Annotated in this window: 23 protein-coding genes and 1 tRNA gene; 15 read left to right on the top strand and 9 right to left on the bottom strand. The window is 66.6% G+C overall.

All coding sequences use genetic code 11. From position 1 onward, the window contains the following. Positions 1–52: 52 nt before the first annotated feature. Complete coding sequence (locus MU582_12810; GenBank protein ID UPK73320.1) at positions 53–256, top strand: hypothetical protein; 204 nt, start codon at positions 53–55, stop codon at positions 254–256. 469 nt (positions 257–725) lie between these two features. Beyond that, positions 726–1139: a DUF2752 domain-containing protein gene (locus MU582_12805; protein ID UPK73319.1), complete on the top strand. Its 414-nt coding sequence runs from the start codon at positions 726–728 to the stop codon at positions 1137–1139. Positions 1140–1149: 10 nt separating this feature from the next. Here MU582_12805 and MU582_12800 read toward each other — a convergent pair whose 3' ends face one another. Beyond that, positions 1150–1584 carry a DUF2510 domain-containing protein gene (locus MU582_12800; GenBank protein UPK73318.1) on the bottom strand — a complete coding sequence of 145 codons (435 nt, stop codon included), beginning with the start codon at positions 1582–1584 and terminating at the stop codon, positions 1150–1152. A gap of 15 nt (positions 1585–1599) precedes the next feature. Then, positions 1600–2544: a hypothetical protein gene (locus MU582_12795; GenBank protein UPK73317.1), complete on the bottom strand. Its 945-nt coding sequence runs from the start codon at positions 2542–2544 to the stop codon at positions 1600–1602. A 200-nt stretch (positions 2545–2744) separates the two neighbouring features. On the opposite strand from MU582_12795, the gene trpC reads away from it, so the two are divergent. The 6 genes from trpC to MU582_12765 all read left to right on the top strand — a co-directional run bounded on the left by trpC (position 2745) and on the right by MU582_12765 (position 7834). Next, positions 2745–3551, top strand: a complete 807-nt coding sequence (gene trpC / locus MU582_12790; protein ID UPK73316.1) for an indole-3-glycerol phosphate synthase TrpC — start codon at positions 2745–2747, stop codon at positions 3549–3551. A 46-nt stretch (positions 3552–3597) separates the two neighbouring features. Further along, positions 3598–4824 (top strand): tryptophan synthase subunit beta, encoded by a 1227-nt coding sequence (gene trpB / locus MU582_12785; GenBank protein UPK73315.1) that lies wholly within the window; start codon positions 3598–3600, stop codon positions 4822–4824. Continuing rightward, on the top strand, positions 4821–5630 hold the full coding sequence (trpA, locus tag MU582_12780; protein UPK73314.1) for a tryptophan synthase subunit alpha: 810 nt from the start codon (positions 4821–4823) through the stop codon (positions 5628–5630). The genes trpB and trpA overlap by 4 nt, the downstream gene beginning before the upstream one ends. 10 nt (positions 5631–5640) lie before the next feature. After that, entirely contained in the window at positions 5641–6654 is a 1014-nt protein-coding gene (gene lgt / locus MU582_12775) for a prolipoprotein diacylglyceryl transferase (protein UPK73313.1), read from the top strand. A gap of 15 nt (positions 6655–6669) precedes the next feature. Next, complete coding sequence (locus tag MU582_12770) at positions 6670–7155, top strand: hypothetical protein (GenBank protein UPK73312.1); 486 nt, start codon at positions 6670–6672, stop codon at positions 7153–7155. A gap of 124 nt (positions 7156–7279) precedes the next feature. Next, positions 7280–7834, top strand: coding sequence for a DUF1772 domain-containing protein (locus tag MU582_12765; GenBank protein ID UPK73311.1), 555 nt, complete (start codon positions 7280–7282; stop codon positions 7832–7834). Between the two features lie 75 nt (positions 7835–7909). Here MU582_12765 and MU582_12760 read toward each other — a convergent pair whose 3' ends face one another. Next, entirely contained in the window at positions 7910–9295 is a 1386-nt protein-coding gene (locus MU582_12760; GenBank protein UPK73310.1) for an HNH endonuclease, read from the bottom strand. Between the two features lie 389 nt (positions 9296–9684). Here MU582_12760 and gltB point away from each other — a divergent pair, with 389 nt between their 5' ends. From gltB to MU582_12740, 4 genes are all read left to right on the top strand, one after another. Next, positions 9685–14214, top strand: a complete 4530-nt coding sequence (gltB, locus tag MU582_12755) for a glutamate synthase large subunit (GenBank protein UPK73309.1) — start codon at positions 9685–9687, stop codon at positions 14212–14214. Beyond that, positions 14207–15673, top strand: a complete 1467-nt coding sequence (locus MU582_12750; GenBank protein UPK73308.1) for a glutamate synthase subunit beta — start codon at positions 14207–14209, stop codon at positions 15671–15673. The genes gltB and MU582_12750 overlap by 8 nt, the downstream gene beginning before the upstream one ends. 78 nt (positions 15674–15751) lie before the next feature. Continuing rightward, positions 15752–17209, top strand: coding sequence for a pyruvate kinase (pyk, locus tag MU582_12745; GenBank protein UPK73307.1), 1458 nt, complete (start codon positions 15752–15754; stop codon positions 17207–17209). A 115-nt stretch (positions 17210–17324) separates the two neighbouring features. Further along, positions 17325–17849 carry a hypothetical protein gene (locus tag MU582_12740; protein ID UPK73306.1) on the top strand — a complete coding sequence of 175 codons (525 nt, stop codon included), beginning with the start codon at positions 17325–17327 and terminating at the stop codon, positions 17847–17849. A 20-nt stretch (positions 17850–17869) separates the two neighbouring features. On the opposite strand, the gene MU582_12735 is transcribed toward MU582_12740, so the two are convergent. After that, positions 17870–17953 (bottom strand) — tRNA-Leu (locus MU582_12735). A gap of 52 nt (positions 17954–18005) precedes the next feature. Between MU582_12735 and MU582_12730 the strand changes: the two genes are divergently transcribed. Continuing rightward, positions 18006–18638, top strand: a complete 633-nt coding sequence (locus tag MU582_12730; GenBank protein ID UPK77166.1) for a response regulator — start codon at positions 18006–18008, stop codon at positions 18636–18638. 155 nt (positions 18639–18793) lie between these two features. Beyond that, entirely contained in the window at positions 18794–20140 is a 1347-nt protein-coding gene (locus MU582_12725) for a DUF1871 family protein (GenBank protein ID UPK73305.1), read from the top strand. Positions 20141–20229: 89 nt separating this feature from the next. Here the strand turns inward: MU582_12725 and MU582_12720 are convergent, their stop codons facing one another. The 5 genes from MU582_12720 to MU582_12700 form a co-directional block, all read right to left on the bottom strand. Beyond that, the gene (locus MU582_12720) at positions 20230–21042 is read right to left on the bottom strand and encodes an ABC transporter ATP-binding protein (protein UPK73304.1); all 813 of its coding nucleotides are present in this window, start codon (positions 21040–21042) and stop codon (positions 20230–20232) included. 3 nt (positions 21043–21045) lie between these two features. Then, positions 21046–21945 (bottom strand): ABC transporter ATP-binding protein, encoded by a 900-nt coding sequence (locus MU582_12715; protein UPK73303.1) that lies wholly within the window; start codon positions 21943–21945, stop codon positions 21046–21048. After that, positions 21935–22906 (bottom strand): branched-chain amino acid ABC transporter permease, encoded by a 972-nt coding sequence (locus MU582_12710; GenBank protein UPK73302.1) that lies wholly within the window; start codon positions 22904–22906, stop codon positions 21935–21937. The genes MU582_12715 and MU582_12710 overlap by 11 nt, the downstream gene beginning before the upstream one ends. Positions 22907–22925: 19 nt before the next feature. After that, entirely contained in the window at positions 22926–24194 is a 1269-nt protein-coding gene (locus MU582_12705; protein UPK73301.1) for a branched-chain amino acid ABC transporter permease, read from the bottom strand. Between the two features lie 203 nt (positions 24195–24397). Next, on the bottom strand, positions 24398–25114 hold the full coding sequence (locus tag MU582_12700; GenBank protein UPK73300.1) for a DUF554 domain-containing protein: 717 nt from the start codon (positions 25112–25114) through the stop codon (positions 24398–24400). Positions 25115–25267: 153 nt separating this feature from the next. Between MU582_12700 and MU582_12695 the strand changes: the two genes are divergently transcribed. Next, positions 25268–25876, top strand: a complete 609-nt coding sequence (locus MU582_12695) for a GNAT family N-acetyltransferase (GenBank protein ID UPK73299.1) — start codon at positions 25268–25270, stop codon at positions 25874–25876. Positions 25877–25899: the final 23 nt, after the last annotated feature.

Here is a 25899-nt window from a genome sequence, read left to right as displayed (position 1 = left end):
TCATAGACAATCGGATCGTCGATTCTCCACCGCACAGAGCGAGGTTTGTCAGATGGCCGGCCAACATGGTTCCTCTCCCGCGGCATGGACGGCTGTCGCGGTGTTCCTCATCGGCTTCACCATCTCGGCCGTCGGCACCATCCCCGACTTCACGCCCGTCATCTTCTGCATCGGGCTCGTCGTGATGGTCGTTGCGGGGATCGTCGGCAAGATCATGTCGGCCGCCGGCCTCGGCTCCTCGGAGTCAGCGCACTAGGTTCGGCCGCTTCCGCGCGCAGCGGCTACCCGCCTGCCGGACTCGGGTTCGCTGTCGGCTTCTCGCGCTTTTTCGGTGCGACCACCCGCCTGCCCAATTCCTTGTCGCTGTCGACTCTTCCCGCTTCATTCGGCCCGGCAAAAGACGCGGCGACGCGGGAGCCGCGGCTACGTGGCTCGGTTGCTTGCCGGCTTTCCCGTTTCGGCTGGCTTTTGCGGGGTTGGCGGTGGTGGTTCACCAAGTAGACATGGTGAAGTGCCGCCTTGCATGGCAGGTACGCCGTGCAAGGCGGGACGTTGCCGTGCCCGTTGGTACGCCAGCGACTACTGGTACGGAAGTGGCGCAGAAACCGAACGTTACCCCGTACCCATATTAAAGTGATACGAAGTCGCCAAGCAGCTGAACCGTAGTCGCAGAGAAGCCCAAGCCGACGACCACCCGACCAGACGCCCGCCTCTATGGTGGGTAGGTGACTCCCGACGCAACGGTACGACGCGATCGTCGTACGGTGCTGGCGCTCGGCGGCGTCGGCGTCGCCGCTCTGGCCGCATTGCAGGTGCGCAGCCCGCATACGGGCGGCGCGTACGGACTGTGCCCGTTCCATGAGCTGACCGGCTGGTGGTGTCCGCTGTGCGGTGGCCTACGCGCGACGCACGACCTCACCGCCCTGCGGATCGGCGACGCGCTGTCGAGCAATGTGCTCGCGGTCGTGATCGTGGTCCTGTCGGTCGGCTACTTCTGCTACTGGGCAGCCCGGCGATGGCGCGGGCGGTCGGCGCGTACGTTCCAGATCGGCCCCCGCACCCTGCTCGCGGTCGGCCTGGTCGCCGTGGCCTTCACGGTCGTCCGAAACCTCGCGTTCGGAGCCGCTCTGGCGCCGTGAGGTCCAGCGATCAGCCGTAGCCTGCGGCGATGCGGTGCCGGCGCATCCAGGTGTACGCGATCGCGTGCACGCGGTCGGGATCCGGTACCCGCTTCAGGCGCCACTCGGCACGGTCGGTGTAGCCGGGGTACGCGATGTACAGCACGATCGTGCCGGTGCCGCTGGTCGACTCCAACGCGGAGATGGTCGGCCAGACGCGGGCGACAGCCCACCACGGGAGTACGACCGGATGCCCGCGTTCGCTGACATGGGCGGCGTGGGTGGTGAAGGTGTAGTGACCGTCGGTCCAGACGACCGACTCCTGCTCGGGAACGGCGCCTGGCTCGACCGGGCTGGTCGTGGTGAAGCGGCCGGTGCGGACGTCCTGCGTCCACTCCCGGCCGCTCCACCAGCGCCATTCGAAGTCGTCGACCGGGTCGCGGTACCACCCTGGTCGAAGGGTCATCGTGCGATCGTCTCCTTACGGTGCGACGGTCTCGCCCTGGAGCACGCGGTACGCGTACGTCTGGGCGAGGATCACGACCGGGATCGCCAGCAGCAGACCGACGCCGCACAACAGCCCGCCGACGAAGTACGCGATGAGCGAGCAGATGAAGAAGCCGACAAAAGTGCCGAGGTTCCTGTTCACAAATGATGCGCTCGCCTTGAGCGCATCAACGATCGACATGTCCTTGTCGACGATGAAGAACATCGTGAACTGAGTGAAGAACCAGACGATCAGGCCCGGGACGTAGCAGAGCATCGACCCGACCGCGGTCATGACGGCGATGATGAGCGCTGCGCCGATCACGCGCCCGACATTGTCGAACCCGAAGGTCGTGCCGACCGTGAACTCTCGGCCGTACGAGATCTGCAGTGCCCCGCGCAGGATGCCGGCTTGCATGACGCCCGCCACGATCGCCGGGACGATGGTCATCAGTGCGCCGATCAGCATCACGCCGAAGAAGCCGCCACCGCTGCTGGACGAGTTGCCGTCGGAGTCGACCTCGAAGCTGGCCGACAGACCGACACCCAGTGCACTCAGCAGCACGAACCAGAGGATGTAGAAGACGATCAGGATGCCGATCCAGGCGAGCGCGGCCAGGATGATGGTTCCGACATTCTGGGTGAACTTCGCCCAGCCGTAGTTGAACGCGTTGCCGATACTGAACGGCTGTGGGCCGCCGCCGTACCCGGGACCCGGGTAGCCACCTCCTGGTGGGGGTCCTTGTGGTGGGTAGCCCCCTCCGGGCGGCGGACCCTGGGGCGGATAACCGCCTCCTGGTGGCGGACCTGGTGGCGGATACCCACCACCGGGCGGGGGCGGCGGATAGCCACCACCGGGCGGCGGGCCCTGGGGCGGCTGACCGGGCGGCGGGCCCTGCGGCGGCTGCCCGCCTGGGGGAGGCGGCTGGTTGCTGCTCATCTGTTCAAACCTTCCGAGTCGTAGATTTGCGAGTCGCAGGCTACCGGGTCACGGGTCGAGTCGCTGACCATCGACACATCTTGAGCGCGCCGGTTGCCGCTCCCGCGCGTGCAGGAGCCGACCCCCTCCAGCGCTGAGGAACAGCATCGCTACCCTGGTGGCGCGAGGTCGTTCACGCAGTCCGGTCGAAGTGAGGTGTCATGTCGGTACTCGGTGACATCCTCTCCGGCGTACGCGAGGATCTCGATGAGCGCATGTCCCAGGTCTCGCTCGACGATCTGAAGCGGGCGACCGAGAAGCAGGACCCCGCGCTCGACCCGATGCCGATCTTCCGCGGCAAGGGCGTCTCGATCCTGGCCGAGGTGAAGCGCGCCAGCCCGAGCAAGGGTGCGCTGGCGCCGATCAAGGACCCCGCCGGTCTGGCCGGCGACTACGAGGCCGGCGGCGCCGCCGCGATCAGTGTGCTCACCGAGCGGCGGCGTTTCGGCGGCACACTCGACGACCTGCGTGCGGTACGCCGGTCGGTCGGCATCCCGGTGCTGCGTAAGGACTTCATCGTCAGCTCGTACCAGCTGTGGGAGGCACGCGCCGCGGGCGCCGACCTCGCCTTGCTGATCGTGGCCGCGCTCGACCAGAACGCCCTCGTCGGGCTCGTCGAGCGAGCCGTGTCGATCGGCCTGACCCCGCTGGTCGAGGTGCACAACGAGGAGGAGCTCGAGCGGGCCCTCGATGCCGATGCGAAGCTCATCGGCGTGAACGCTCGCAACCTCAAGACCCTCGAGGTCGACCGCGATACGTTCGCCCGGCTGGCCCCGCAGGTGCCCGAGGGCGTCGTACGCGTCGCCGAGTCCGGAGTACGCGGGCCTCATGACGTGATCGAGTACGCGCGCGAGGGCGCCGATGTCGTACTCGTTGGCGAGAGTCTGGTGCGCGACAACAACCCGCGTTCCTCGGTCGCCGATCTGGTCGCCGCCGGCGCGCACCCGGCGCTGCACCACCGATGGTGATCGCGGCCGCTCCGCGCACCATCACGACTCGACTCTAGGACCCACCATGACCCCGCATCCCCATACCACGCTGCCCGATGAGGTCGGCCACTTCGGACGCTTCGGCGGCCGGTTCATGCCCGAAGCGCTGATGGCGCCGCTCGCCGAGCTCGAGACCGCCTGGCGCGAGGCGATGGTCGACACCGAGTTCCGCTCGGAGCTCGACCACATGCTGCGTACGTACGCGAACGTGCCGAGTCCGTTGTACGACGCGAAGCGACTGTCGCGCGCCGCGGGTGCCCGGATCCTGCTCAAACGTGAGGATCTCGACCACACGGGTGCCCATAAGATCCGCAACGTCCTCGGCCAGGCGCTGCTCGCCAAACGCATCGGCAAGCCGCGGGCGATCGCCGAGACCGGCGCCGGTCAGCACGGTGTCGCATCGGCGACGGCCTGCGCGTACCTCGACCTCGAATGCGTCGTGTACATGGGCGAGGTCGACACGCAGCGACAGGCCTTGAACGTCGCCCGGATGCAGATGCTCGGTGCGGAGGTCGTACCGGTCACGACGGGCAGCCGCACCCTCAAGGACGCCATCAACGAGGCGCTTCGCGACTGGGTGACCAACGTCGAGCACACCAGCTACCTGTTCGGCACGGCTGCCGGGCCGCATCCGTTCCCCGCGATGGTGCGCGACTTCGCCCGCGGTATCGGCGACGAGGCCCGTGCGCAGTGCCTGGAGCTCACCGGCTCGCTGCCCGATGCCGCCGTCGCCTGTGTCGGTGGCGGCTCCAACGCGATCGGGCTCTTCGCCGGCTTCCTCGATGACGCCGACGTGCGTCTGGTCGGGTACGAGGCCGGCGGTGAGGGATTCGACACCGGCAGGCATGCGGCGACGATCACCGCGGGCGAGGTCGGCGTACTGCACGGTGCGCGTTCGTACCTGCTGCAGGACGACGACGGGCAGACCGTCGAGTCGCATTCGATCTCCGCCGGACTCGACTATCCCGGTGTCGGCCCCGAGCATGCCTACCTCGCGGAGTCCGGGCGGGTCGACTACGAGCCGGTCACCGACGACGAGGCGATGGCGGCGTTCGACCTGCTGTGCAAGACCGAGGGCATCATCCCCGCGATCGAGTCGGCACATGCCGTCGCCGGTGCGCTGCGGCTGGCATCGTCGCTCGGCCCCGACTCCACGATCCTGGTGAACCTCTCGGGCCGCGGGGACAAGGACGTACACACGGCGGCGACGTACTTCGGGCTGCTGGACGAGACCAGCGGGGAGCAGGCATGACCACCCTCACGCAGACGTTCGCCCGGCTGGCCGATGAGGGGCGACCGGCACTCGTCGGCTACCTGCCGGCGGGGTTCCCAGATGTCCCCACGTCGATCCGTGCGATCGAGACGATGGTCGAGGCAGGTGTCGACATCGTCGAGGTGGGATTCCCGTACAGCGATCCGGTGATGGACGGTCCGGTGATCCAGGCGGCTGCCGATCGGGCGCTGTCGGCAGGTCTGCGTACGAGCGATGTGTTCGAGGTCGTTCGTGCGTCTGCGGCGACAGGCGCGGCTACTGTCGTGATGACGTACTGGAACCCCGTCGAGCGCTACGGCATGAGTCGGTTCGCCGACACACTGCACAGTGCCGGCGGCACGGGCTTGATCACACCCGACCTCATTCCGGAGGAGGCGGGGGAGTGGACCGAGGCCGCCACCCGGCTCGGGCTCGAGCAGGTCTTCCTCGTCGCGCCGTCGTCGAGTGACGAACGCCTTGCACTGACGGCGCGGGCAGCGAGTGGCTTCGTATATGCGACCGCGGTCATGGGTGTCACCGGTGCGCGTGCGCAGACGAGCGGGCGGGCGCCGGAGCTGGTCGGACGACTGCGTGAGGTGACCGAGTTGCCGATCGGGGTGGGTCTCGGGGTCAGCAACGGCGATCAGGCGGCCGAGGTCGGTGCGTACTCCGATGCGGTGATCGTCGGCTCGGCTCTCGTCCGCTGCCTTCTCGATGTGCCCGCCGACGACGGGATCGCAGCCGTACGCACGCTCGCCGCCGATCTTCGGGCAGGCGTCGAGCGCGCGCGTACGGCCGCCGGATAGCCTGTCGTCGATGACTGTTGCCTCGATCCCGAGTCCCTCCGACGCCGTCTGGGAGCTCGGGCCCCTTCCCCTCCGGGCGTACGCCCTGTGCATCATCGCCGGTGTCGTCGTCGCGATCTGGCTCGGCGAGCGCCGCTGGGTCGCCCGCGGTGGCCGCCCGGGCATGGTCGGCGACATGGCGGTCTGGGCGATCCCGTTCGGCCTGGTCGGCGCCCGGCTCTACCACGTCGCGACCAACCCGGAGCTGTACTTCTCCGGTGACGGTCGTCCGATCGAGGCGCTCTACATCTGGGAGGGCGGCCTCGGCATCTGGGGCGCGATCGGCCTCGGCGCAGTCGGTGCGTACATCGCGTGCCGCCGAGCGAACGCCAGCTTCGCGGCCATGGCCGACACGATGGCGCCGGGCATCCTGTTCGCTCAGGCGATCGGGCGTTGGGGCAACTGGTTCAACCAAGAGCTCTTCGGCAAGCCGACCGACAAGCCGTGGGGTCTCGAGATCGCGCCGGAGAACCGCCCGCCGGGGTACGAGCAGTACGACACGTTCCAGCCGACCTTCCTCTACGAGTCGATCTGGGCGCTGGTCGGCGGTTTCGTCTTGCTGTGGGTCGCGAAGCGCTACCAGATTGGCTACGGCCGGATCATGGCGTTGTACGTGATGATCTACACCGTCGGTCGTGGCTGGATCGAGACACTTCGGATCGACGACGCCCATCACTTCCTCGGCATGCGGCTGAACGTGTGGACGTCGATCGTTGTGTTCTGCCTCGCGCTCGTGTACTTCGTCTGGATGGGGCGCCGCCACCCGGGCCGCGAAGAGGTCATTCAGGAATGGGATGACGACCAGGGCGCGGATGATGACGACGTCGTAGCCGAGTCGGACGCGAGTGACGCCGATGATGAGGACGTCGACGAGACTGACGCGGGTGACGCCGACGATGACTCCGACGCCGATGAGAGTGCCACGGATGAGGCGTCGTCCGACGATGCCGACACCGCCGATGAGGATGCCGCAGACAAGGCTTGATGCTTCGAAGTGACGATGCGCCAGACCTGGACGTTCGTACAGCGCAGCACGGTGGCGGCACCGCCCGCGAGCGTTTGGGCTCGGGTCGTCACGCCCGAGGGCATCAACGACGAGCTGCGCCCGTGGATGACGATGTCCCTTCCCCGTGGAGCCGGTGGAGTCACGATCGACACGCTTGACGTCGGTATGCCGATCGGGCGTGCCTGGCTTCGGCTCCTCGGGGTCGTGCCGTTCGACTACGACGACCTCTGCGTCAGCCTCGTCGAGCACGGACACCGGTTCCGCGAGGAGTCGACGATGGCGAGTATGCGTCGCTGGGTTCATGACCGTACCGTCACCGCGGGGCCGGACGGCGGCTCCCAGGTTGTCGACGTGGTGACCTTTTCCCCGAGGTGGGCGTTCCGTCCACTGGGCGGGCTGCTGCGCGTCGTGCTCGCCGCACTCTTCCGGCACCGTCATCGGCGCCTCGTACGCCACTTCGCAGCGGGCACGTCGATCTGAGTCGCGGCCTCCGAGCGGTACGAATGCGTATGCCGGCGAGACGGTAGGCCATGTTCGGGGCCGGTCGATGCAGCGAGAGTTGCTGATACGAAGCTGCACTCGACCGAACCCGGAGGAACACATCATGGCGACGTACCAACAGCATGCGCGAAGCGTCCGTACCCGATCGGGCGCCGACGTCTGGACGGGCTTCGCGCTCGGTTCGGCTCTGCTCATGATGACGCTCGTCGCCGGGCTCAGCTTCACCTTCGCCGCTGCGGTCATGCCCAATCTGGGCGGAGTCGACGATCACACCTTCGTACTGATCAACCAGCGGTTCAATGAAAACCCGGTCTTCCCGATCACCTTCACGTTGGCATTGCCGTTGCTGATCCTGGCGACCGTGCTGCAGCTTCGCGTCGACGGGAGCCGGGCGGCTGCGTGGGTCATCGCGGCACTCGCCCTCTACGTCGCGGCGTTGCTGATCACGGGTGCGATCCACATTCCGCTCAACGACGAGATCGATCGAGCGGGCGATCCCGACCAGATCAACAATCTCGCCCATGTGCGTGAGCGGTTCGAGCAGACGTGGGTCGTGTGGAACGTCGTTCGTACGATGCTCTGCATCGCGACGGTTGCGGCCCTCGGACGCGCCTTGCTCGTGCGCGGCCGTTGCGAACAGCGTCGGACCCGACCGTGACGGGCTGCTGAGTCCGAGGATTCTGCACGTGGGCATGCCTGTGCCCCGCCACGGTGATGCTCAGGTGGCGGGGTATCAGGCGGCGCTGGGTTTTCGTTTCTCTGGAACGGTTGTGTCGGTTCGGCCGGGGAGTTTGGTGGTGGTGCCGGCTGTGACGAGGTACGAACGGCCTGCCGGTGACAGCCACAACCAGATTCCGGGTGCCGGTGACGACACGGTCCAGGCGGTGAATGTCTTGGCCCGGTGATGGAACCGACAAAGCCGGTGTCCATTTCGTGAGTCGGTCGGGCCGCCGTCGGTGTAGTTGCGGATGTGGTCGTAGTCGCCGAGTTTCGCGGGACGGTTGCAGTACGGGAAGGTGCACGTCAGGCCGTTCATCAGTGCGGTCTGTTCCCGCAGCCGGGGTGGGGCGACATAGCCGGTGGTCGAGATCGTGGTCTCTAAGTCGATGACGGGTTTGACGACGATCCGTGATGATTTGCCGAGGATCTGTTCGGCTTCAGACCGGGTGATGGCGCCGACGTCGTCGAGGGACCAGGTGCCCCAGCACCGGTCGTAATGGACGTAGAGCACGGTCTCGCGCAGCCCACGACGGCGACCGCGACGACGCCCGCGTGGTTCAGGCTCAGGCTCGGGCCGCGATTCGGGTTCGGCTGGTACATCCGCTGCGGTGTCGTCGTCGGTTTTGTCGGCGACCAGGGCGTAGAGGTCGTCGAGGCTGTCGGGTTCATGAACCATGCCCATTGCGACGGATCGGAGGATGTGGTCGGGACGTTGGTCGCCGAGGAACCGCATCGACTCGACCAACTGATCGAGGCGTTGGTCGAGACGCTGCCCGTCGTCAACCGACAGGGTGCCGGCAATGTGGGCGACGCCGTCTTCGAACCAGATCGTGACACCCCGACGCCTGCGTGCTTCACGTCGTTTCTTTTCGGCGCCGTCGGGGTCGTCGACGAACCGGATCTGATCGAGCACCAGCTGCAGCCGGGGCATGGTGATTCGTGCGATCAGCGGGGTTCCGTCGACATTCGCAGCGGACAGTCGTCGGTCGGCGTCGCCGGCTTGGGCGATGGTGAACTCCCGGGTCGCGCGGGCGACTTTCCGGATCCGCCACGCATCCACCACCCCGTCGTGCAGACAGGCGTACAGGCGTGGGAGGCGGTAGGCCAGATCGAGGGCGTCCGCGATCAGGGCGCGGGCGCCGTTGGCCGATAGGCCGAGGGCGGGTCCGACTTCGGCGACCGCGTACTCCGACACCGCCGGGGTGCCGGATCCGCCGTAGCGGGTCCACTCGTTCACCCCACCGGCCTGCGCGAGCGGTTCGGACGCGATTTGCCGCAGGTACGAAAGGACCGCGTCGAACTGCGCGGCCTCGGTGCGGGCGAGCTGAGCACGCGCGGCCGCAGCGATGTCGAGACCGTCGGTGGTCTCGACGTCGTCGATCAGGTTCGCCGTCCTCATACCCCGCATCATGCCACCCGCCACTGACAAGACCGGTGCTCAGAAGGCCTTATCCACAAGGGAAAACGCAGATTCTTGAGGAATCTTTGGGGCGGTCAGGCGAGGCAGATGAACAACCAGGGGAACCGGCGGATCGGGACAGCCGACAAGCAACCCCAACCCACCGCGGCGAGATCCTCGTCGCCGCCAAAGCGGTCTGCACCGAAGCGAACGAGAAACGATGAAGGTGTCAACCCAAGGATCGGGGAAGCAGCCCCAACGACGCGGGAGCCGATTTGGCGACTGGGTCGTACGGTCATGTAATCTGGATGGGCTTGGGCCAATGTCGTCCCACCACGATGACGGACATTCTCTCCGCATCTCGATCCCAGACGACAGGAGCGGTGCCCATGCATGCATCTCGCCGAGCCGTTGGGCTCTACGACCCCGCGTACGAGCATGACGCGTGTGGCGTTGCGTTCGTCGCGACCCTCTCGGGCGATGCGACCCACGACATCGTCGACAAGGCGCTGACGGCGCTACGCAATCTCGATCATCGCGGCGCCTCGGGCGCCGAACCCGACTCCGGCGACGGCGCGGGCATCCTGATGCAGATCCCCGATACGTTCCTGCGTGGTGCGGTCGACTTCGACCTGCCGCCGAGAGGCGCGTACGCGGTCGGGCTGGCGTTCCTGCCCGCCGACGAGGCCGATGCCGCGAAGGCCCGGCTCGCAGTCGAGAGTCTCGCCGAAGAGGAGTCGCTGCGGGTCGTCGGATGGCGTGAGGTGCCGACCGAGCCCGGCATCCTCGGGGCGACGGCGGCCGACTGTATGCCGACGATCTCGCAGCTGTTCGTCACCGGGGGAGCGGGCCGGGTGACCGGTATTGCGCTCGACCGGCAGGCATTCTGTCTGCGGCGCCGGGCGGAGCACGAGCTCGGCGTCTACTTCCCGTCGCTGTCGGCGCGAACCCTTACGTACAAGGGAATGCTGACGACCGAGCAGCTCGATGGCTTCTATCCCGACCTGCGAGACGAACGGATTGCGTCGGCGCTGGCGGTGGTGCACAGCCGTTTCTCGACCAACACGTTCCCGAGCTGGCCGCTCGCACACCCGTTCCGGTTCATTGCGCACAACGGCGAGATCAACACCGCGCGCGGTAACCGGAACTGGATGCGTGCGCGCGAGGCGATGCTGGACAGCGACCTCATCCCAGGCGATCTGAGTCGGCTGTTCCCGATCTGCAGCGACGAGGCGAGCGACTCGGCGTCGTTCGACGAGGTGCTGGAGCTGCTTCATCTGGGCGGTCGGAGCCTCCCGCACGCGGTGATGATGATGATCCCGGAGGCATGGGAGAACCAGCCGGAGATGGATCCGCGGCGCCGCGCGTTCTATGAGTTCCACTCCGCGGTGATGGAGCCGTGGGACGGCCCGGCATGTGTCGTGTTCACCGACGGCAACCAGATCGGCGCCGTGCTCGACCGCAACGGACTGCGTCCCGGGCGCTTCTGGGTCACCGACGACGGTCTGGTGGTGCTCGCTTCGGAGACCGGCGTACTCGATCTCGACCCTGCGTCGATCGTACGAAAGGGGCGCCTCGAACCGGGACGGATGTTCCTCGCCGACCTGCAGGAGCATCGCATCGTCGAGGACGATGAGATCAAGACCGAGCTCGCCACCGCGAACCCGTACGACGAGTGGCTGTACTCCGGGCTCATCCGCTTCGAGGACCTCCCCGAGCGGGAGCACATCGTGCATACACCTGCCTCGGTCAAACGCCGCCAGCAGCTGTTCGGCTATACTGAGGAGGAGTTGCGCGTACTCGTCGCGCCGATGGCGCAGACAGCCGCCGAACCGATCGGGTCGATGGGCACGGACACCCCGATCGCGGCCCTATCGGCCCGGCCGCGACAGCTCTTCGACTACTTCAGTCAGCAGTTCGCACAGGTGACGAATCCGCCTCTCGACGCGATTCGCGAGGAGATGGTCACGTCGCTCGCGGGGATGATCGGGCCCGAGCGCAATCTGGTCGACCCCAGCGCGGCGTCGTGCCGCATGGTGCAGCTGCCGTTCCCGGTGATCGACAATGACGAGCTGGCCAAGATCATCCACATCAACCGCGACGGTGATCTGCCCGGTTTCGAGTCGTACGTCGTGCAAGGCCTTTACCGCGTTGCTGGTGACGGTGACGCGCTCGAGGAGCGCCTCGACGAAATCAGGCACGAGGTGTCCGACGCCATCACGAACGGCGCGCGCATCATCGTGCTGTCCGATCGGCATGCGACGTCGGAGCTTGCGCCGATCCCGTCGCTGCTGCTCACCGGCGCGGTGCATCACCATCTCGTACGTGAGAAGACCCGCACGCAGGTCGCGATGGTGGTCGAGGCCGGAGACGTACGCGAAGTGCACCATGTCGCGTTGCTGATGGGCTACGGCGCCTCGGCGGTCAACCCGTACCTCGCGATGGAGAGCGCCGAAGACCTCGCCCGATCGGGCGTACGCCTGAGCGGCATCGAGCCCGAGCAGGCGGTGCGCAACCTCGTGCATGCGTTGGGCAAGGGCGTGCTCAAGGTGATGAGCAAGATGGGTGTCTCGACGGTTGCGTCGTACATGGGTGCCCAGATCTTCGAGGCGATCGGGCTGTCGCAGAGTCTCGTCGACGAGTACTTCACCGGTACCTCGTCTCGGCTCGGCGGGATCGAGCTCGACGTCATCGCCGAAGAGGTACGCGCGAGGCACGCACAGGCGTACCCGACCGACGGTATCCCGCTGATCCGGCGCCAGCTCGAGATCGGTGGCGAGTACCAGTGGCGACGCGACGGAGCTCCCCATCTGTTCGACCCGGACACCGTGTTCCGATTGCAGCACTCGACGCGCACCGGCCGCTACGACATCTTCAAGCAGTACACGAAGCTGGTAGACGACCAGTCCGAGCGGCTGATGACGCTGCGCGGGCTGCTGCAATTCCGCGACGGGGTACGTGAGCCAGTGCCGATCGACGAGGTCGAACCGGTCAGTGAGATCGTCAAACGCTTCTCGACGGGCGCCATGTCGTACGGCTCGATCAGCCAGGAAGCGCACGAGACGCTCGCCGTGGCGATGAACCGGCTCGGTGCGAAGTCCAACACCGGCGAGGGCGGGGAAGACTCCGAGCGTCTCTACGATCCGGTGCGCCGGAGCGCGATAAAGCAGGTTGCGTCGGGTCGGTTCGGCGTCACAGCGGAGTACCTCACGAACGCCGACGATCTGCAGATCAAGATCGCGCAGGGCGCGAAACCCGGCGAGGGCGGTCAGCTGCCCGGCCACAAGGTCTATCCGTGGGTGGCGAAGACGCGGCACTCGACACCGGGCGTCGGGCTGATCTCGCCGCCACCGCACCACGACATCTACTCGATCGAGGACATCAAGCAGCTCATCCACGATCTCAAGAACGCGAACCCGATGGCGCGCGTACACGTCAAGCTGGTCTCGGAGACGGGCGTCGGCACAGTCGCGGCCGGTGTGTCCAAAGCGCACGCCGACGTCGTGCTCATCTCCGGTCACGACGGAGGTACGGGCGCGTCGCCGCTCACCTCGCTAAAACATGCGGGCGGTCCGTGGGAGCTCGGTCTCGCGGAGACGCAGCAGACCCTGTTGCTCAACGGTCTTCGTGACCGCATCGTGGTTCAGGCAGACGGGCAGCTCAAGACCGGTCGTGACGTGGTCGTGGCCGCGCTGCTCGGCGCGGAGGAGTACGGCTTCGCGACCGCTCCGCTCGTTGTGAGTGGCTGCATCATGATGCGGGTCTGTCATCTGGACACCTGCCCGGTCGGTGTCGCCACCCAGAACCGTGCCCTGCGAGAGAAGTACAGCGGTAAGGCCGAGTTCGTCGTGACGTTCTTCGAGTACATCGCCCAAGAGGTACGCGAGCTGCTGGCCGAGCTCGGATTCCGCTCGCTCGACGAGGCGATCGGCCAGGTCGACACGCTCGACGCTCGACGCGCAGTGAAGCACTGGAAGGCAAGCGGGCTTGACCTCTCGCCGATCTTGTACAAGCCGGAGGTGGCCGACGGCGCATCCTTGCGACGTACGCGCGGTCAAGATCATGGTCTCGAACGCGCCCTCGACAACGAGCTGATCGCGCTCTCGTACGACGCTCTCGACAACGGCGACCCGGTACGCGCGCAGCTGCCGATCCGCAACGTCAACCGCACTGTCGGCACGATGCTCGGTCACGAGGTCACTAAGCGGCATCGTGGCGAAGGTCTGGCGGACGACACGATCGACATCACGTTCACCGGGTCGGCGGGGCAGTCGTTCGGCGCGTACGTGCCGAACGGCATCACGCTGCGTCTCGAGGGCGACACCAACGACTATCTGGGCAAGGGATTGTCCGGCGGCCGGCTCGTCGTCCGGCCCGATCGCGCATCGACGTTCGAAGCTTCGGAGCAGATCATCGCCGGCAACGTGATCGGCTACGGCGCGACCGCCGGCGAGATGTTCGTACGCGGGCGGGTCGGCGAGCGGTTCTGCGTACGCAACTCGGGTGCGACAGCGGTCGTCGAAGGTGTCGGTGACCACGGATGCGAGTACATGACCGGCGGCATCGCCGTCGTGCTCGGCGCAACCGGCCGCAACTTCGCGGCCGGCATGAGCGGAGGCACCGCGTACGTGCTCGATCTGGACGAGCAGCGGGTCAACCCGGGGCTCGTCGAGCTGAGCCCGTTGCGAGCCGACGAGGCAGAGGAGCTACGTGCTCTCGTACAACGTCATCAGGAAGAGACGGGTTCGACGGTGGCCGAGGCGCTGCTCGCTGACTGGAGCGCGAGCCTGACGCGGTTCACCCGAATCATCCCGGTCACGTACCGCAAGGTGCTGGAGGCTCAAGACGCAGCCAGACAAGGCGGATTGAGCGACGACGACACCACGGCGAAGATGATGGAGGCCGCGATCAATGGCTGACCCGAAGGCATTCATGCATACGCCGCGCGAGGTTGCGGAGCGGCGCCCCGTCGACGAACGCGTGCAGGATTGGCAGGAGGTCTACCCTGGCGGGCCCGGGCGTGCGCTGCTGCCGATCATCACCGAGCAGGCGGGACGCTGCATGGACTGCGGCATCCCGTTCTGCCACAGCGGATGCCCGCTCGGCAACCTCATCCCGGAGTGGAACGATCTCGTCTGGCGTGACGATTGGGAGGGCGCGATCGAACGCCTCCATGCGACGAACAACTTCCCGGAGTTCACAGGTCGGCTGTGCCCGGCGCCGTGTGAGACGGCATGTGTCGTCGGCATCAACCGCGATCCCGTGACGATCAAGAACGTCGAGGTCGCGATCATCGACAAGGCGTGGGACCAAGGACTCGTCCGGGCCGAGCCGCCGGAGTGGCTGACCGGCAAGACCGTTGCCGTCATCGGGTCCGGGCCCGCCGGACTCGCGGCCGCACAGCAGCTGACCCGGGCCGGGCACACGGTCGCGGTGTACGAGCGTGATGACAAGCCCGGCGGGCTGCTGCGGTACGGCATCCCGGAGTTCAAGATGGAGAAGGTCCAGGTCGACCGGCGGATCGACCAGATGCGGCGCGAGGGCACGGTGTTCCGTTCGGGCGTCGCGGTCGGCGAAACGCTGACCGGGCAGGCGCTTCGCGAGCGCTACGACGCCGTCGTGTTGGCGATCGGTTCGACCGTACGCCGCGATCTCCCAGTGCCGGGCCGGCAGCTGTCCGGCATCCACCAGGCGATGGAGTACCTGCCACAGTCGAACCGCGCCTCGCTCGGCGAAGATGTGACCGATCAGATCACCGCCACGGGCAAGGACGTCGTGATCATCGGCGGTGGTGACACCGGGGCGGACTGTCTCGGTACGGCAACCCGACAGGGCGCACGCTCGGTCACCCAGCTGGAGATCATGCCCCGACCGTCGGACGACCGGCCGGACAACCAGCCCTGGCCCACGTACCCGATGATCTATCGGGTCGCCTCCGCCCATGAGGAGGGGGGCGAGCGTACGTACTCCGTGTCGACGAAGGAGTTCCTCGGCGACGACGACGGGAACGTACGGGCACTGCGGATCGTCGAGGTCGAGTTCGTCGACGGCAAGGTGACCGAGGTCGAGGGCACCGAACGCGAGATCCCCGCTCAACTGGTGTTGTTCGCGATGGGGTTCACCGGACCCCAGCGCGAGGGTCTGCTCGAGCAGCTCGGAGTCGACCTCGACGAACGCGGCAACGTCGCGCGCGACAAGGAGTACATGACCAGCGTCGAAGGCGTGTTCGTCGCAGGCGATGCGGGGCGCGGCCAGTCGTTGATCGTGTGGGCGCTCGCCGAAGGGCGCTCTTGTGCAGCCGGCGTCGACACCTACCTGGGGGGCACGAGCGGACTACCCGCTCCGATCCCGCCGACGGCGCGCCCGCTCGCCGTGTGAAGGCCAGGTTGAGAAATCTGGTTTGTTTCTTCCGCGAACAATTTCCGGTGACTGGCCGGTAACCCCTAGGGTGGTGGCGTGCGTAGAGCAAAGATCGTTTGCACTCTCGGCCCAGCAACCAGTTCGTACGAGGACATCCTCGCGCTTGCGCGAGCGGGCATGGACGTTGCACGGCTCAACCTGAGCCACGGCACGACCGATGACCACTCGCGTTCGTACGCGCATGTCCGCGCTGCGAGCAAGGAGACCGGCAAGGCAATAGCCATCGTCGCCGATCTGCAGGGCCCCAAGATCCGACTCGGTACGTTCGCCGACGGGCCGCAGACCCTCGAGCCAGGTGACACCTTCACCATCTCGGTCGCCGACGTCACAGGCAGCGCGGGGTTCTGCTCGACGACGTACAAGGGACTCCCCGGCGACGTCGACCCTGGCGACGAGATCCTGATCGACGACGGGCAGGTGCGCCTGCGGGCGACGAAGGTCACCGACACCGAGGTCGAGACGGAGGTCGAGGTCCGCGGCACCGTCAGCGACCACAAGGGCATCAACCTGCCCGGCGTACAGGTCAGCGTGCCGGCGATGTCCGATAAGGACGTGAGCGACCTGCGGTGGGCGCTGCGTACGGGAGTCGACTTCGTCGCACTGTCGTTCGTACGCAACGCCGCGGACGCCGAAGACGTACGCAACATCATGCGCGAAGAAGACGTGCTCCGGCCTGTGATCGCCAAGATCGAGAAGCCGCAGGCGGTCGAGAACCTCGAGGAGATCATCGACGTCTTCGACGGTTTCATGGTCGCACGCGGAGACCTCGGCGTTGAGCTTCCGCTCGAGGTCGTGCCCCTGGTGCAGAAGAAGATCATCGAGCGAGCGCGTACGCATGCGAAGCCGGTGATCGTGGCGACGCAGATGCTCGAGTCGATGATCTCCTCACCGCGCCCGACGCGCGCCGAGGCCTCCGACGTCGCCAACGCCGTGCTCGACGGCGCCGACGCCGTGATGCTGTCGGGTGAGACCAGCGTGGGGCAGTACCCGATCGAGACCGTGCAGACGATGGCTCGGATCGTAGAGTCCACCGAAGACCACGGGCTTTCGCAGATGGCCGCGATCGACTGGCATCCGCGTACCCGCGGCGGCGTGATCTGCAAGGCCGCGGCCGAGGTGGCAGAGGCGGTCGAGGCGAAGTACCTCGTTGCGTTCACGACGTCCGGCGACTCTGCGCGACGGGCCACCCGCTATCGCTCGCGGGTGCCGGTCATCGCGTTCACGACCGACCCGGTCGTACGCGAGCAGCTGGCGATGACCTGGGGCGTGGAGTCGTTCTGGGCGCGCGAGGTCGAGCACACCGACATGATGGTGCGCCAGGTCGACGGCAGTCTGCTGGAGAGCGGTCACTGCACCGAGGGTGAGCAGGTGGTGATCGTCGCCGGGAGCCCGCCGGGCATTCCGGGCTCGACGAACGCCCTTCGTATTCATCGGATGGGTGACGCGATCAACGAGATCGCACCGGCGTACCGCGGCGACGAGTCGACCGAATAACGATCGGTTCGACCGACTCCGCATATCCGCCGCCCATTCTGGGTATGTCGTACGTGCCCTCTGTGGTGGGAGGCGTCGGAGTACCCGGTCTCCCGGACGTACTAAGGAGATCGGCATGATCAAGCACGTCTTCGCAAGGCTCGGGATTCTCGGCGCGATCGTCGCTGCGGCATTCGCCGGCACTGTCACCCAGGCAGGAGCGGCACCTGCCGTCCATGACGTCACGACCGACTCGGTCACGATCGCCGAGCCGAGGCCCGGCTGGGACACACCGAACGCCCGCAGCTTCCACCTCGAGGCATCGTGCGAGCCGTACGCCGCCGCGATCCGCCAAGGTGCCGCCGCGTGGAACGGCCTGACTGAGGGCGGCGGAACGCCCGTCGAATGTCGTAACGGCTACATCACCGACTGTGGTGGCGGTTCGAACGTCGTCGGCTGCAACTGGGGCCAGGGGCAGCGGATCGCCTTGTACATGGGCGGTGTGAACGATGACGCACTGCTCGCTGCGCACGAGTTCGGCCACGACTGGTACGGGCACTCCGACTACCAGTGCGCGGGATGGGGGAGCCCGGCGGAGGTCATGTCGCCGACGATCTGCAATGCGCCGCTCGCGCGTGGCGGCAAGCTACCCACGATGTAAACGCTGACGACTCAGAGCGGTGCCGGGTGCGGGACTTGAACCCGCACGTCCTTTCGGACAATGGTTTTTGAGACCATCGCGTCTGCCTATTCCGCCAACCCGGCTGGCGCCCCTTGCATACGAAGGAGCGGCGCGGGATAACCTTCTCACGTGCCGATGCCAGCAGGATCCACCGCCCCGACCCGTCGCGTCGTGATCGCGGAGGACGAGGCGCTGATCCGTCTCGACCTCGCCGAGATGCTCTCCGAGGAGGGCTATGACGTCGTCGGCCAGGCCGCCGACGGAGAGCAGGCTGTCCAACTGGCCGAAGACGTACGACCCGATCTCGTCGTGATGGACATCAAGATGCCCAAGCTCGACGGGATAGCCGCGGCCGAGCGCATCGCGTCGCAACGGATCGCCCCGGTGGTGATGCTGACGGCGTTCAGTCAGCGCGAGCTGGTCGAGCGTGCACGCGATGCGGGCGCCATGGCGTACCTCGTCAAGCCGTTCAGCAAAACCGACCTCGTACCGGCGATCGAGATGGCCGTGAGCCGGTACGTCGAGCTCAACCAGCTCGAGGACGAGGTGCACGACCTCACCGAGCGGCTGGAGACACGCAAGCTCGTCGATCGGGCCAAGGGCGTACTCCAAGAGTCACTGACGTTGACCGAGCCCGAGGCCTTCCGCTGGATCCAGAAGACCGCGATGGATCTTCGGCTGTCCATGAAGGCCGTTGCACAAGGCGTTGTCGACCACGGACCCGGTATCGCAGACGGTGCCGGCGAGGATCGCGACGCCGACGGCTGATGTCGTGAGGTCACAACTTCGCAACATCGAACGACGATCGCGTAACCGATGCATGTGCGTGACAAATCCGCGCTAGTTTCTAGGCACTGAAACGGTCGCCAGTCGAGCGCCCGTGTGCGCGAGTACGCGTCCGAGACAACAACCCCGGAGGATCCATGAGACGCCCCTCAACCGCGGTCCGGCTTGCGGCGGTAGCCGCGGCGACCGCACTCGTCCTCGCCGCTTGTGGCGGCGATGACGACGGCGGCAGCGACGACAGCGGCGGCGACGACAGCGGCGGCAGTGCCGCGGCCGCCGGCCAGACCACGAGCAACAAGCAGGTCTACTTCGTCGACGGCAACACCGCCGACTACAGCAAGGACTTCGACCCCGGCACGCTCAAGGGCGTCAAGGCGACCTACCCGGGCGCCGAGCTCGGCGACGACTTCCGCAAGCGGCTGCTGACGATCGACAAGAGCCTCGACAGCTACACGTACGGCCCCGAGTCGTACGACGCGACGATCGTCACCGCGCTCTCCGCTGTGCAGGCCGACACCGATGACCCGAAGGCCATCGCAAAGGAGATGCAGGCGGTCTCCGGCCCTCCCGGTACCAAATGCGAGGAGTTCAAGGAGTGCGCCGACCTCATCGGCAACGGTGAGGACATCGACTACGAAGGCGTGAGCAGCCCGATCAACTTCAACGACACGGGTAGCCCGTCCGCCGCCACCATCGGCATCTTCGAGTACGGCGAGGACAACACCTTCCACAACACCGACTACATCACCGGTGAGGTGACCGAGAGCCCGAAGCCGAGCGCGGGCCAGCAGGTGCAGGGCACGGGCAAGAGCGACGGACAGTTCAAGGTCGGCACCCTGTTGCCGCAGACCGGTGACCTGGCATTCCTCGAGCCGCCCGAGACGGCCGGCGTCAAGCTCGCCATCGAAGACATCAACAAGGCCGGCGGCGTCCTCGGCAAGGACGTCACCATCACCGAGGCCGACTCAGGCGACGGTACGCCGAACATCGCCCCCGAGCAGGCCAACAAGCTGCTCGCGGCGAATGCCGACGTGATCGTCGGTGCGGCGTCCTCGGACGTCTCGCTCGCGGTGCTCAAGCAGATCACCAACGCCGGTGTCCTGCAGATCTCGCCGGCGAACACGTCGACCGCCTTCGACACCAAGGACGACAAGGGCCTGTACTTCCGTACGGCTCCGTCCGATGTGCTGCAGGGCCGCGTAATGGCTGACCAGCTCGGCAAGGACGGCTTCACCAACGTCGCGATCATGGCGCGTCAGGAGGCCTACGGTGAGGCGCTCGCCGACAACGTGGAGAAGTACTTCACCGAGCAGGGCGGCGAGGTCGTCGCGAAGGTGCTGTACTCGCCCGAGTCGCCGAACTACTCCGCCGAGGTCAGCGAGGTTGCATCGGCCGACCCGGATGCGGTCGTGCTGATCGCCTTCGACGAGACGAAGAAGATCATCCCCGAGATGGAACAGGCAGGCATCGGCCCGAACAAGTAGGCCACCGCCACCCGTTACACCGTGCCGGGCCCGGACAACAGCAAAAAGGTCGGCCGACGCTTGCGCGTCGACCGACCTCTTGGCTGGGCTCAGTCGGCTTTGGCCAATGTGCCGAGGTACAACTCGATCACCTTGGGGTCGTTGATCAGATCCTGGCCCGGCGCCGTGTAGGCGTTGCGGCCCTGGTCGAGGACGTAGCCGCGGTCGCAGATCTGCAGGCAGCGACGGGCGTTCTGCTCGACCATGATCACCGAGACACCGGCCCGGTTGATCGCGCGGGTTTGCACGAAGACCTCGTCCTGCAGGGCAGGGGAGAGGCCGGCCGACGGCTCATCGAGCAACAGCACCGACGGATCCATCATCAGCGCACGGCCCATCGCGACCATCTGCCGCTCACCGCCCGACAGCGAACCTGCGCGCTGAGACTTGCGGTCGATGAGTGCGGGGAAGATGCCGCCGACGACCTCGAGACGCTCGGTGAACTTGTCGGGGGCCTGGTAGCAGCCCATCTGCAGGTTCTCTTCGATGGACAGGCTCGGGAAGACGTTCTCGGTCTGTGGTACGAACCCGATGCCCTTGCTGACAAGGGTGTCTGCGCGTTCGTTGGTGATTTCCTTGCCACGCAGCGTCACGCTGCCGGTGTGGATCGTTACCAGGCCGAACAACGCCTTGAGCAGCGTCGACTTGCCCGCACCGTTGGGACCGATGATGCCGACCAGCTCGCCTTCCTGGCAGTACAGATCGGTGTGGTTCAAGATGTTGACGCCGGGCAGGTAACCGGCGATCAGGTCGTCGGCACGCAGGATCGCGCCCTCGGCGGCCGCGAGGTGCGCGTCGCGCTCCCGCTGTGCCTCTTCGCCGAAATCCGGTGAGTCGACGGCAGCTGCTTCCTGCTCACTCATGGGTCATCCCTCCAGATGTTCGGTCGTGCCGGTTGCATCGGCGATCTTGTCGGCGAGCTCTGCGGCCTCGCGTTCCTCGGTGATGTCGGTGTCGTGGTGCTCGCCGAGGTAGGCGTCGATGACCCTCGGGTCACCCATCACGTCGTCCGGGCTGCCCTCGGAGACGATCCGGCCCTGTGCCATCACGATGACGTGGTCGGAGATGTCGCGGACCATGTCCATGTCGTGCTCGACGAAGAGCACCGTCATGCCGTCCTCGCGCAACGACTTGACGTGACCGAGCAGCGACTGCTTCAGCGCCGGGTTGACACCGGCCATCGGCTCGTCGAGCATCACCAGCTCGGGGTTGACCATCAAGGCACGTGCCATCTCCAGCAGCTTGCGCTGACCGCCCGAAAGGGAGCCGGCGAAGTCGTCGGCCTTCTCGCCGAGCTTGAAGCGCTCGAGCAGCTCGGTCGCCTGTTCGGTGACCAGCTTCTCCTGGTTGCGCCACAGAGCGGCCCACGGAGCAGACCAGAAGCGTTCGCCGCGCTGATCCGTCGCGGCCAACCGCATGTTCTCCATGACGGGCAGCTTCGCGAGGACCTTCGTCAGCTGGAACGTACGCACCATGCCCAGGCGCGCGACCTTGTACGCGGGTACGCCCGCCAGGTCTTGCCCCTTGAAGGTCCAGGTGCCGGTGTCGGGCCGGTCGAAGCCTGTAAGCAGGTTGAAGAACGTCGTCTTACCGGCTCCGTTGGGGCCGATCAGCGCGGTGATCTTGCCGCGCGGGACTTCTACGTGGTCGACGTCGACGGCGGTAAGACCGCCGAAGCGGCGGACGACGTTGTCGACGACCAGGATCGGCTCTGTCGATTCGGTCGCGTTCGTGGTCGGCTCGGGGGCCGGTGCGTCAGCGGGCATCGAGCGCGATCTCCTTCCGGTCTCCGAAGACTCCCTGCGGGCGGTAGATCATCAGCACCATCAACACGATGCCGACCAGCATGAACCGCACCGGGCCCACCTGCTGGCCGTCCATCAGCCAGGTCGGCATGACCGGGTTGCTGCCGCTGGTCAGGTCGGACAGGATGCCGTCGACGAGGGACAGCAGGCCCCAGAAGACGATCGCTCCGAAGATCGGGCCGATCACCCGGGCCGCGCCGCCGAGGATCAACATCGTGAACACGATGAAGGTCATATCGAGGTTGAAGCTGTTCGGCTGCACCGCGTCCTGGGCGATGGCGATCATGAAACCGCCGAGGCAGCCGATCACGCCGCCGAGCACAAGCGCCTGCATCTTGTAGGCGTAGACGTTCTTGCCGAGGCTTCGTGCGGCCTCCTCGTCCTCGCGGATCGCCTTGAGCACTCGGCCCCAGGGCGAGCGGACGAGCAGCCACACGAACACGCTGGTCAGTGCGACGAGACCCCAGCCGATCGTCATCACCCACAGTTCGTCGGAGCGGAAACCGAGGAACCCGCCGGAGAAGGGGTTCGCGGCGAAGAACGACTCCGTGAAGTCGTTGATGCCGGTACGCCCGCCCAGGGTGTCCTTCCACGTGCCGCCGAGCACCAGGCGGAGCACCTCTGCGGCCGCGATGGTGGCGATCGCCAGATAGTCAGCCCGTAGCCGCAGCGTGGGAATACCCAGAAGCAGTGCGAGTAGGGCGCTGAGCACCAGACCCAGCCCGATACCGGCGAAGAAGGGAAGGCCCCAGGAGGCGATCGCGACGGCGAGGCCGTACGCGCCGAGTGCCAGGAAGCCGGCTTGTCCGAAGTTGATCAGTCCGGTGTAGCCGAACTGAACGTTGAGCCCGATCGCGGCGAGGCAGAAGTAGATCGCCGAGGTACCGACGGCCGCCTGGAGCGCGTTCTCGAGAATGTCCATCAGTTTCTCCCTCTCCCGATCATCCCACGCGGTCCTTGCGGCCCAGCAGACCTTGCGGCCGGACCAGCAGGACGACGATGAGGATGCCAAGGGCGGTTGCGATCTTGAGCTCTGCCGGGATGATCAGCGTCGACATCTCGATCAGGACGCCGACGACGATCGAGCCGATGATGGCGCCCCAGACCGAGCCGAGGCCGCCGACGGTGATCGCGGCGAACATGACCAGCAGCACCTGGGCGCCGAGGTCGAACTTGACCGACTGGGTGAAGCCGAGCATCACACCGCACGCGCCGGCGAGCATCGTGCCAACCGTCCAGACGACGGTGATGACCCGGTCGACGTTGATACCCGACGATGCAGCGAGCGCGGGGTTGTCGGCGACGGCCCGTGTCGCCCGGCCGATACGCGTCTTCTGCAGCGCGAGCGTGACCGAGAGCAGCAGCACGATCGCGATCACCAGAATGACGATGTCGCGGGTCGTGTAGTCGACGCCGAGTGCTTGGTTCGCCGACGGCGTCATGTAGTCGTCGTAGTTCAGCGTCTGCCCGCCCGTGCCGTACTGGTACGTGTTGCGAAGCAGGAACTGCAAGCCGATCGACACGATCATCATCGCGATCAGACCGGTGCCTTTGTGCCTGAGTCTTCGCCAGAAGAAGGTGTCCTGCAGGTAGCCGAAGATCGCCGCGGTGAGCATCGCGAGCAGGCCGGCGATCCAGATCGGCCAGCCGATCGCGACGTTGAAGACGTACGTCATGATCGCGCCGAAGGTCACCAGCTCGCCGTGTGCGAAGTTGGTGAGGCCCGTCGTACCGAAGACCATCGACAGGCCGAGCGCGCCGAGCGCGAGCACGACGCCGAAGTACGCGCCGTCCCAGATCGTCTGCGGCACGCGGTCGTACCACGACTGCACGTCGCGATTGTCGGGTCCGATCGCGAATACCGTCGAGAGCGTCGGACGCCCGGAGTCGAGAGTCACGGTCAGCGGGTTCTGGATGCCCTCGCGTACCTTGACGCCGTCGGGCAGGGTGTCCTCGACCAGTTCGATCTTGGTCTCGCCTGTGGCAGGCACCTTGATCTCGTAGCGACCGGCGTCGTCACTCTCGGTCTCCAGCGTGTCACCGTCAGCAGTGGTGACCTGGATCGTGACGCCGGGGACTGGCTCGTTGCCCTCTGCGGTGTTCTGTAGAACGCCGCTGATGACTGTCTCAGGGCCTTTGCCCTTGTCGGACGCGGTCTCGCCGGGAGCGGCATGTGCCGCCGACCCCCAGCTGACGAGTAAGGCTCCCATGAGGAGTGCGAGGACAGCTGCTATGCGCAGTCGCACATCAGGCTCCTGTCGGGTGGTCGTTGTCGGCCGGTCATGCACGGGGGAGGGTACACAGGACCCTCCCCGAACTTTGACTGTGCGGGAGCATAGCCGCTCAGGTCCGGCCAGCGATGTCGATCGGGTGATCGTGTTGTAACCGTTGCACAACGACGGCGGAGCCGCGCTCATCGGACGAGGACGACCAGCTGGGTCAGGATCGGGGCGACGATCAGCGCGGGGAGCAGATCGGCGACTGGCACGGCCTTGATCTGCAGCAATCGGATGCCGACGCCGGCGAGCAGCAGTCCGCCCGTCGCCGTCAATGCCGCCAGGTGGGCCTCGGGTAGGAACGATCCGAGCGCAAGACCGACCAGGGTGAGCGACCCCTGGATGCCCAGCACCGCGATCGCCGAGGCCATCACCCCGATACCGAGCGAGGCCGCGAACGCGATCGAGGCGAACCCGTCGAGCACGGACTTGAGTACGAGCTGATCGGAGCCGTTGCCGAGGCCGTCATTGAGGGAGCCGAGGACGGTCAGCGGGCCGACGCAGAAGACCAGGGACGCCGTCACGAAGCCCTCGATGAAGCGCAGACGCTCGGCCGATGCCTGCCGTCTGCTCAAGGTGGCCTGCAGCCAGCCGCCGAACTTCTCGAGCCGGATCTCGATGCCGGCGAGCGAACCCGCGATGCCGCCGATCAGCAGCGACCCGAGCACGATCAGCACCGGCGCGTTGGGGCCGACCGCGGAGGTCAGCGTCGCGTCGGTCACCGCAACGGCCGACAGCGCCGCGATCAGCAGCGTGACGAGTCCCAGCGCGTCCGTCACCGCGTTGCGCGTACGCTGCGGTAACCGATGGCCGACGGCGACGCCGATGCCGGAGCCGATCAGCACGGTGGCCACGTTGATGACCGTTCCCTCACCCCTGAACACATGGCCTCCTGCCGTCTCGTGCGAACCCTGCGACCTGCGGGTGACGTCGAACCCCCTCGGGCGTAGTGTGTCAGCCGCGGGGCCCGGTGAACGTCCGATCCCTAGGTGTGAGGAGCGCATAAGTTGTCGCGAGTACCCATCGTGGTGCGAGACGCCGAGATCGAGGACGCCGCGGCCCTGATCGACGTCTGGGACCAGTGCAACGTCGCCGACGTCGAGTCGTACGACAGCGAGACCGCCTCCGGTATTCACCGCAAGCCGACGGTCGCCGAGGCCGCCGATGCGCTGAGCGAGCAGCTCGCCGACCCCGATCGCAAGATCCTGGTCGCCGTGCGAGACGGCGATGTGGTCGGTGCGATCGCGATTCGCCGACAGCTGCTCTCCCTGATCCAGACCGAGAAGGTCACGGTCGTCACCGATCTGCATGTGGCACCGCGTCATCGCCGCAAGCTGATCGCGTCCACCCTCATCTCGGCCGGCGTCCGCTGGGCCGAGGAGGTCAACTGCGAGGTCATGATGGCCGTCTCGCCGGCCGACTCGCGCGACGCCAACAGGTTCCTGAACCGCATCGGATTCGGCCAGGTCGCCGTCGTACGCGCGGCGCAGGTGAGCGCACTCGGGTCACGGTTCGCGGGCATCGCCACGAGCTCGAAGGTCACCGGCCGGCTGATCGCACTCCGTCGCACTATGCGGCGCAGGCAGTCGCGGGTCAAACCCGGCTCATCGGTCTGACGCAACCTCGTACGCGCGTTCCG

This window comes from Nocardioidaceae bacterium SCSIO 66511 (assembly GCA_023100825.1).
Classification (GTDB): Bacteria; Actinomycetota; Actinomycetes; order Propionibacteriales; family Nocardioidaceae; genus Solicola.
The sequence above is the reverse complement of the archived record's forward strand: the minus strand, read 5'-3'. Positions and strand labels throughout refer to the sequence as shown.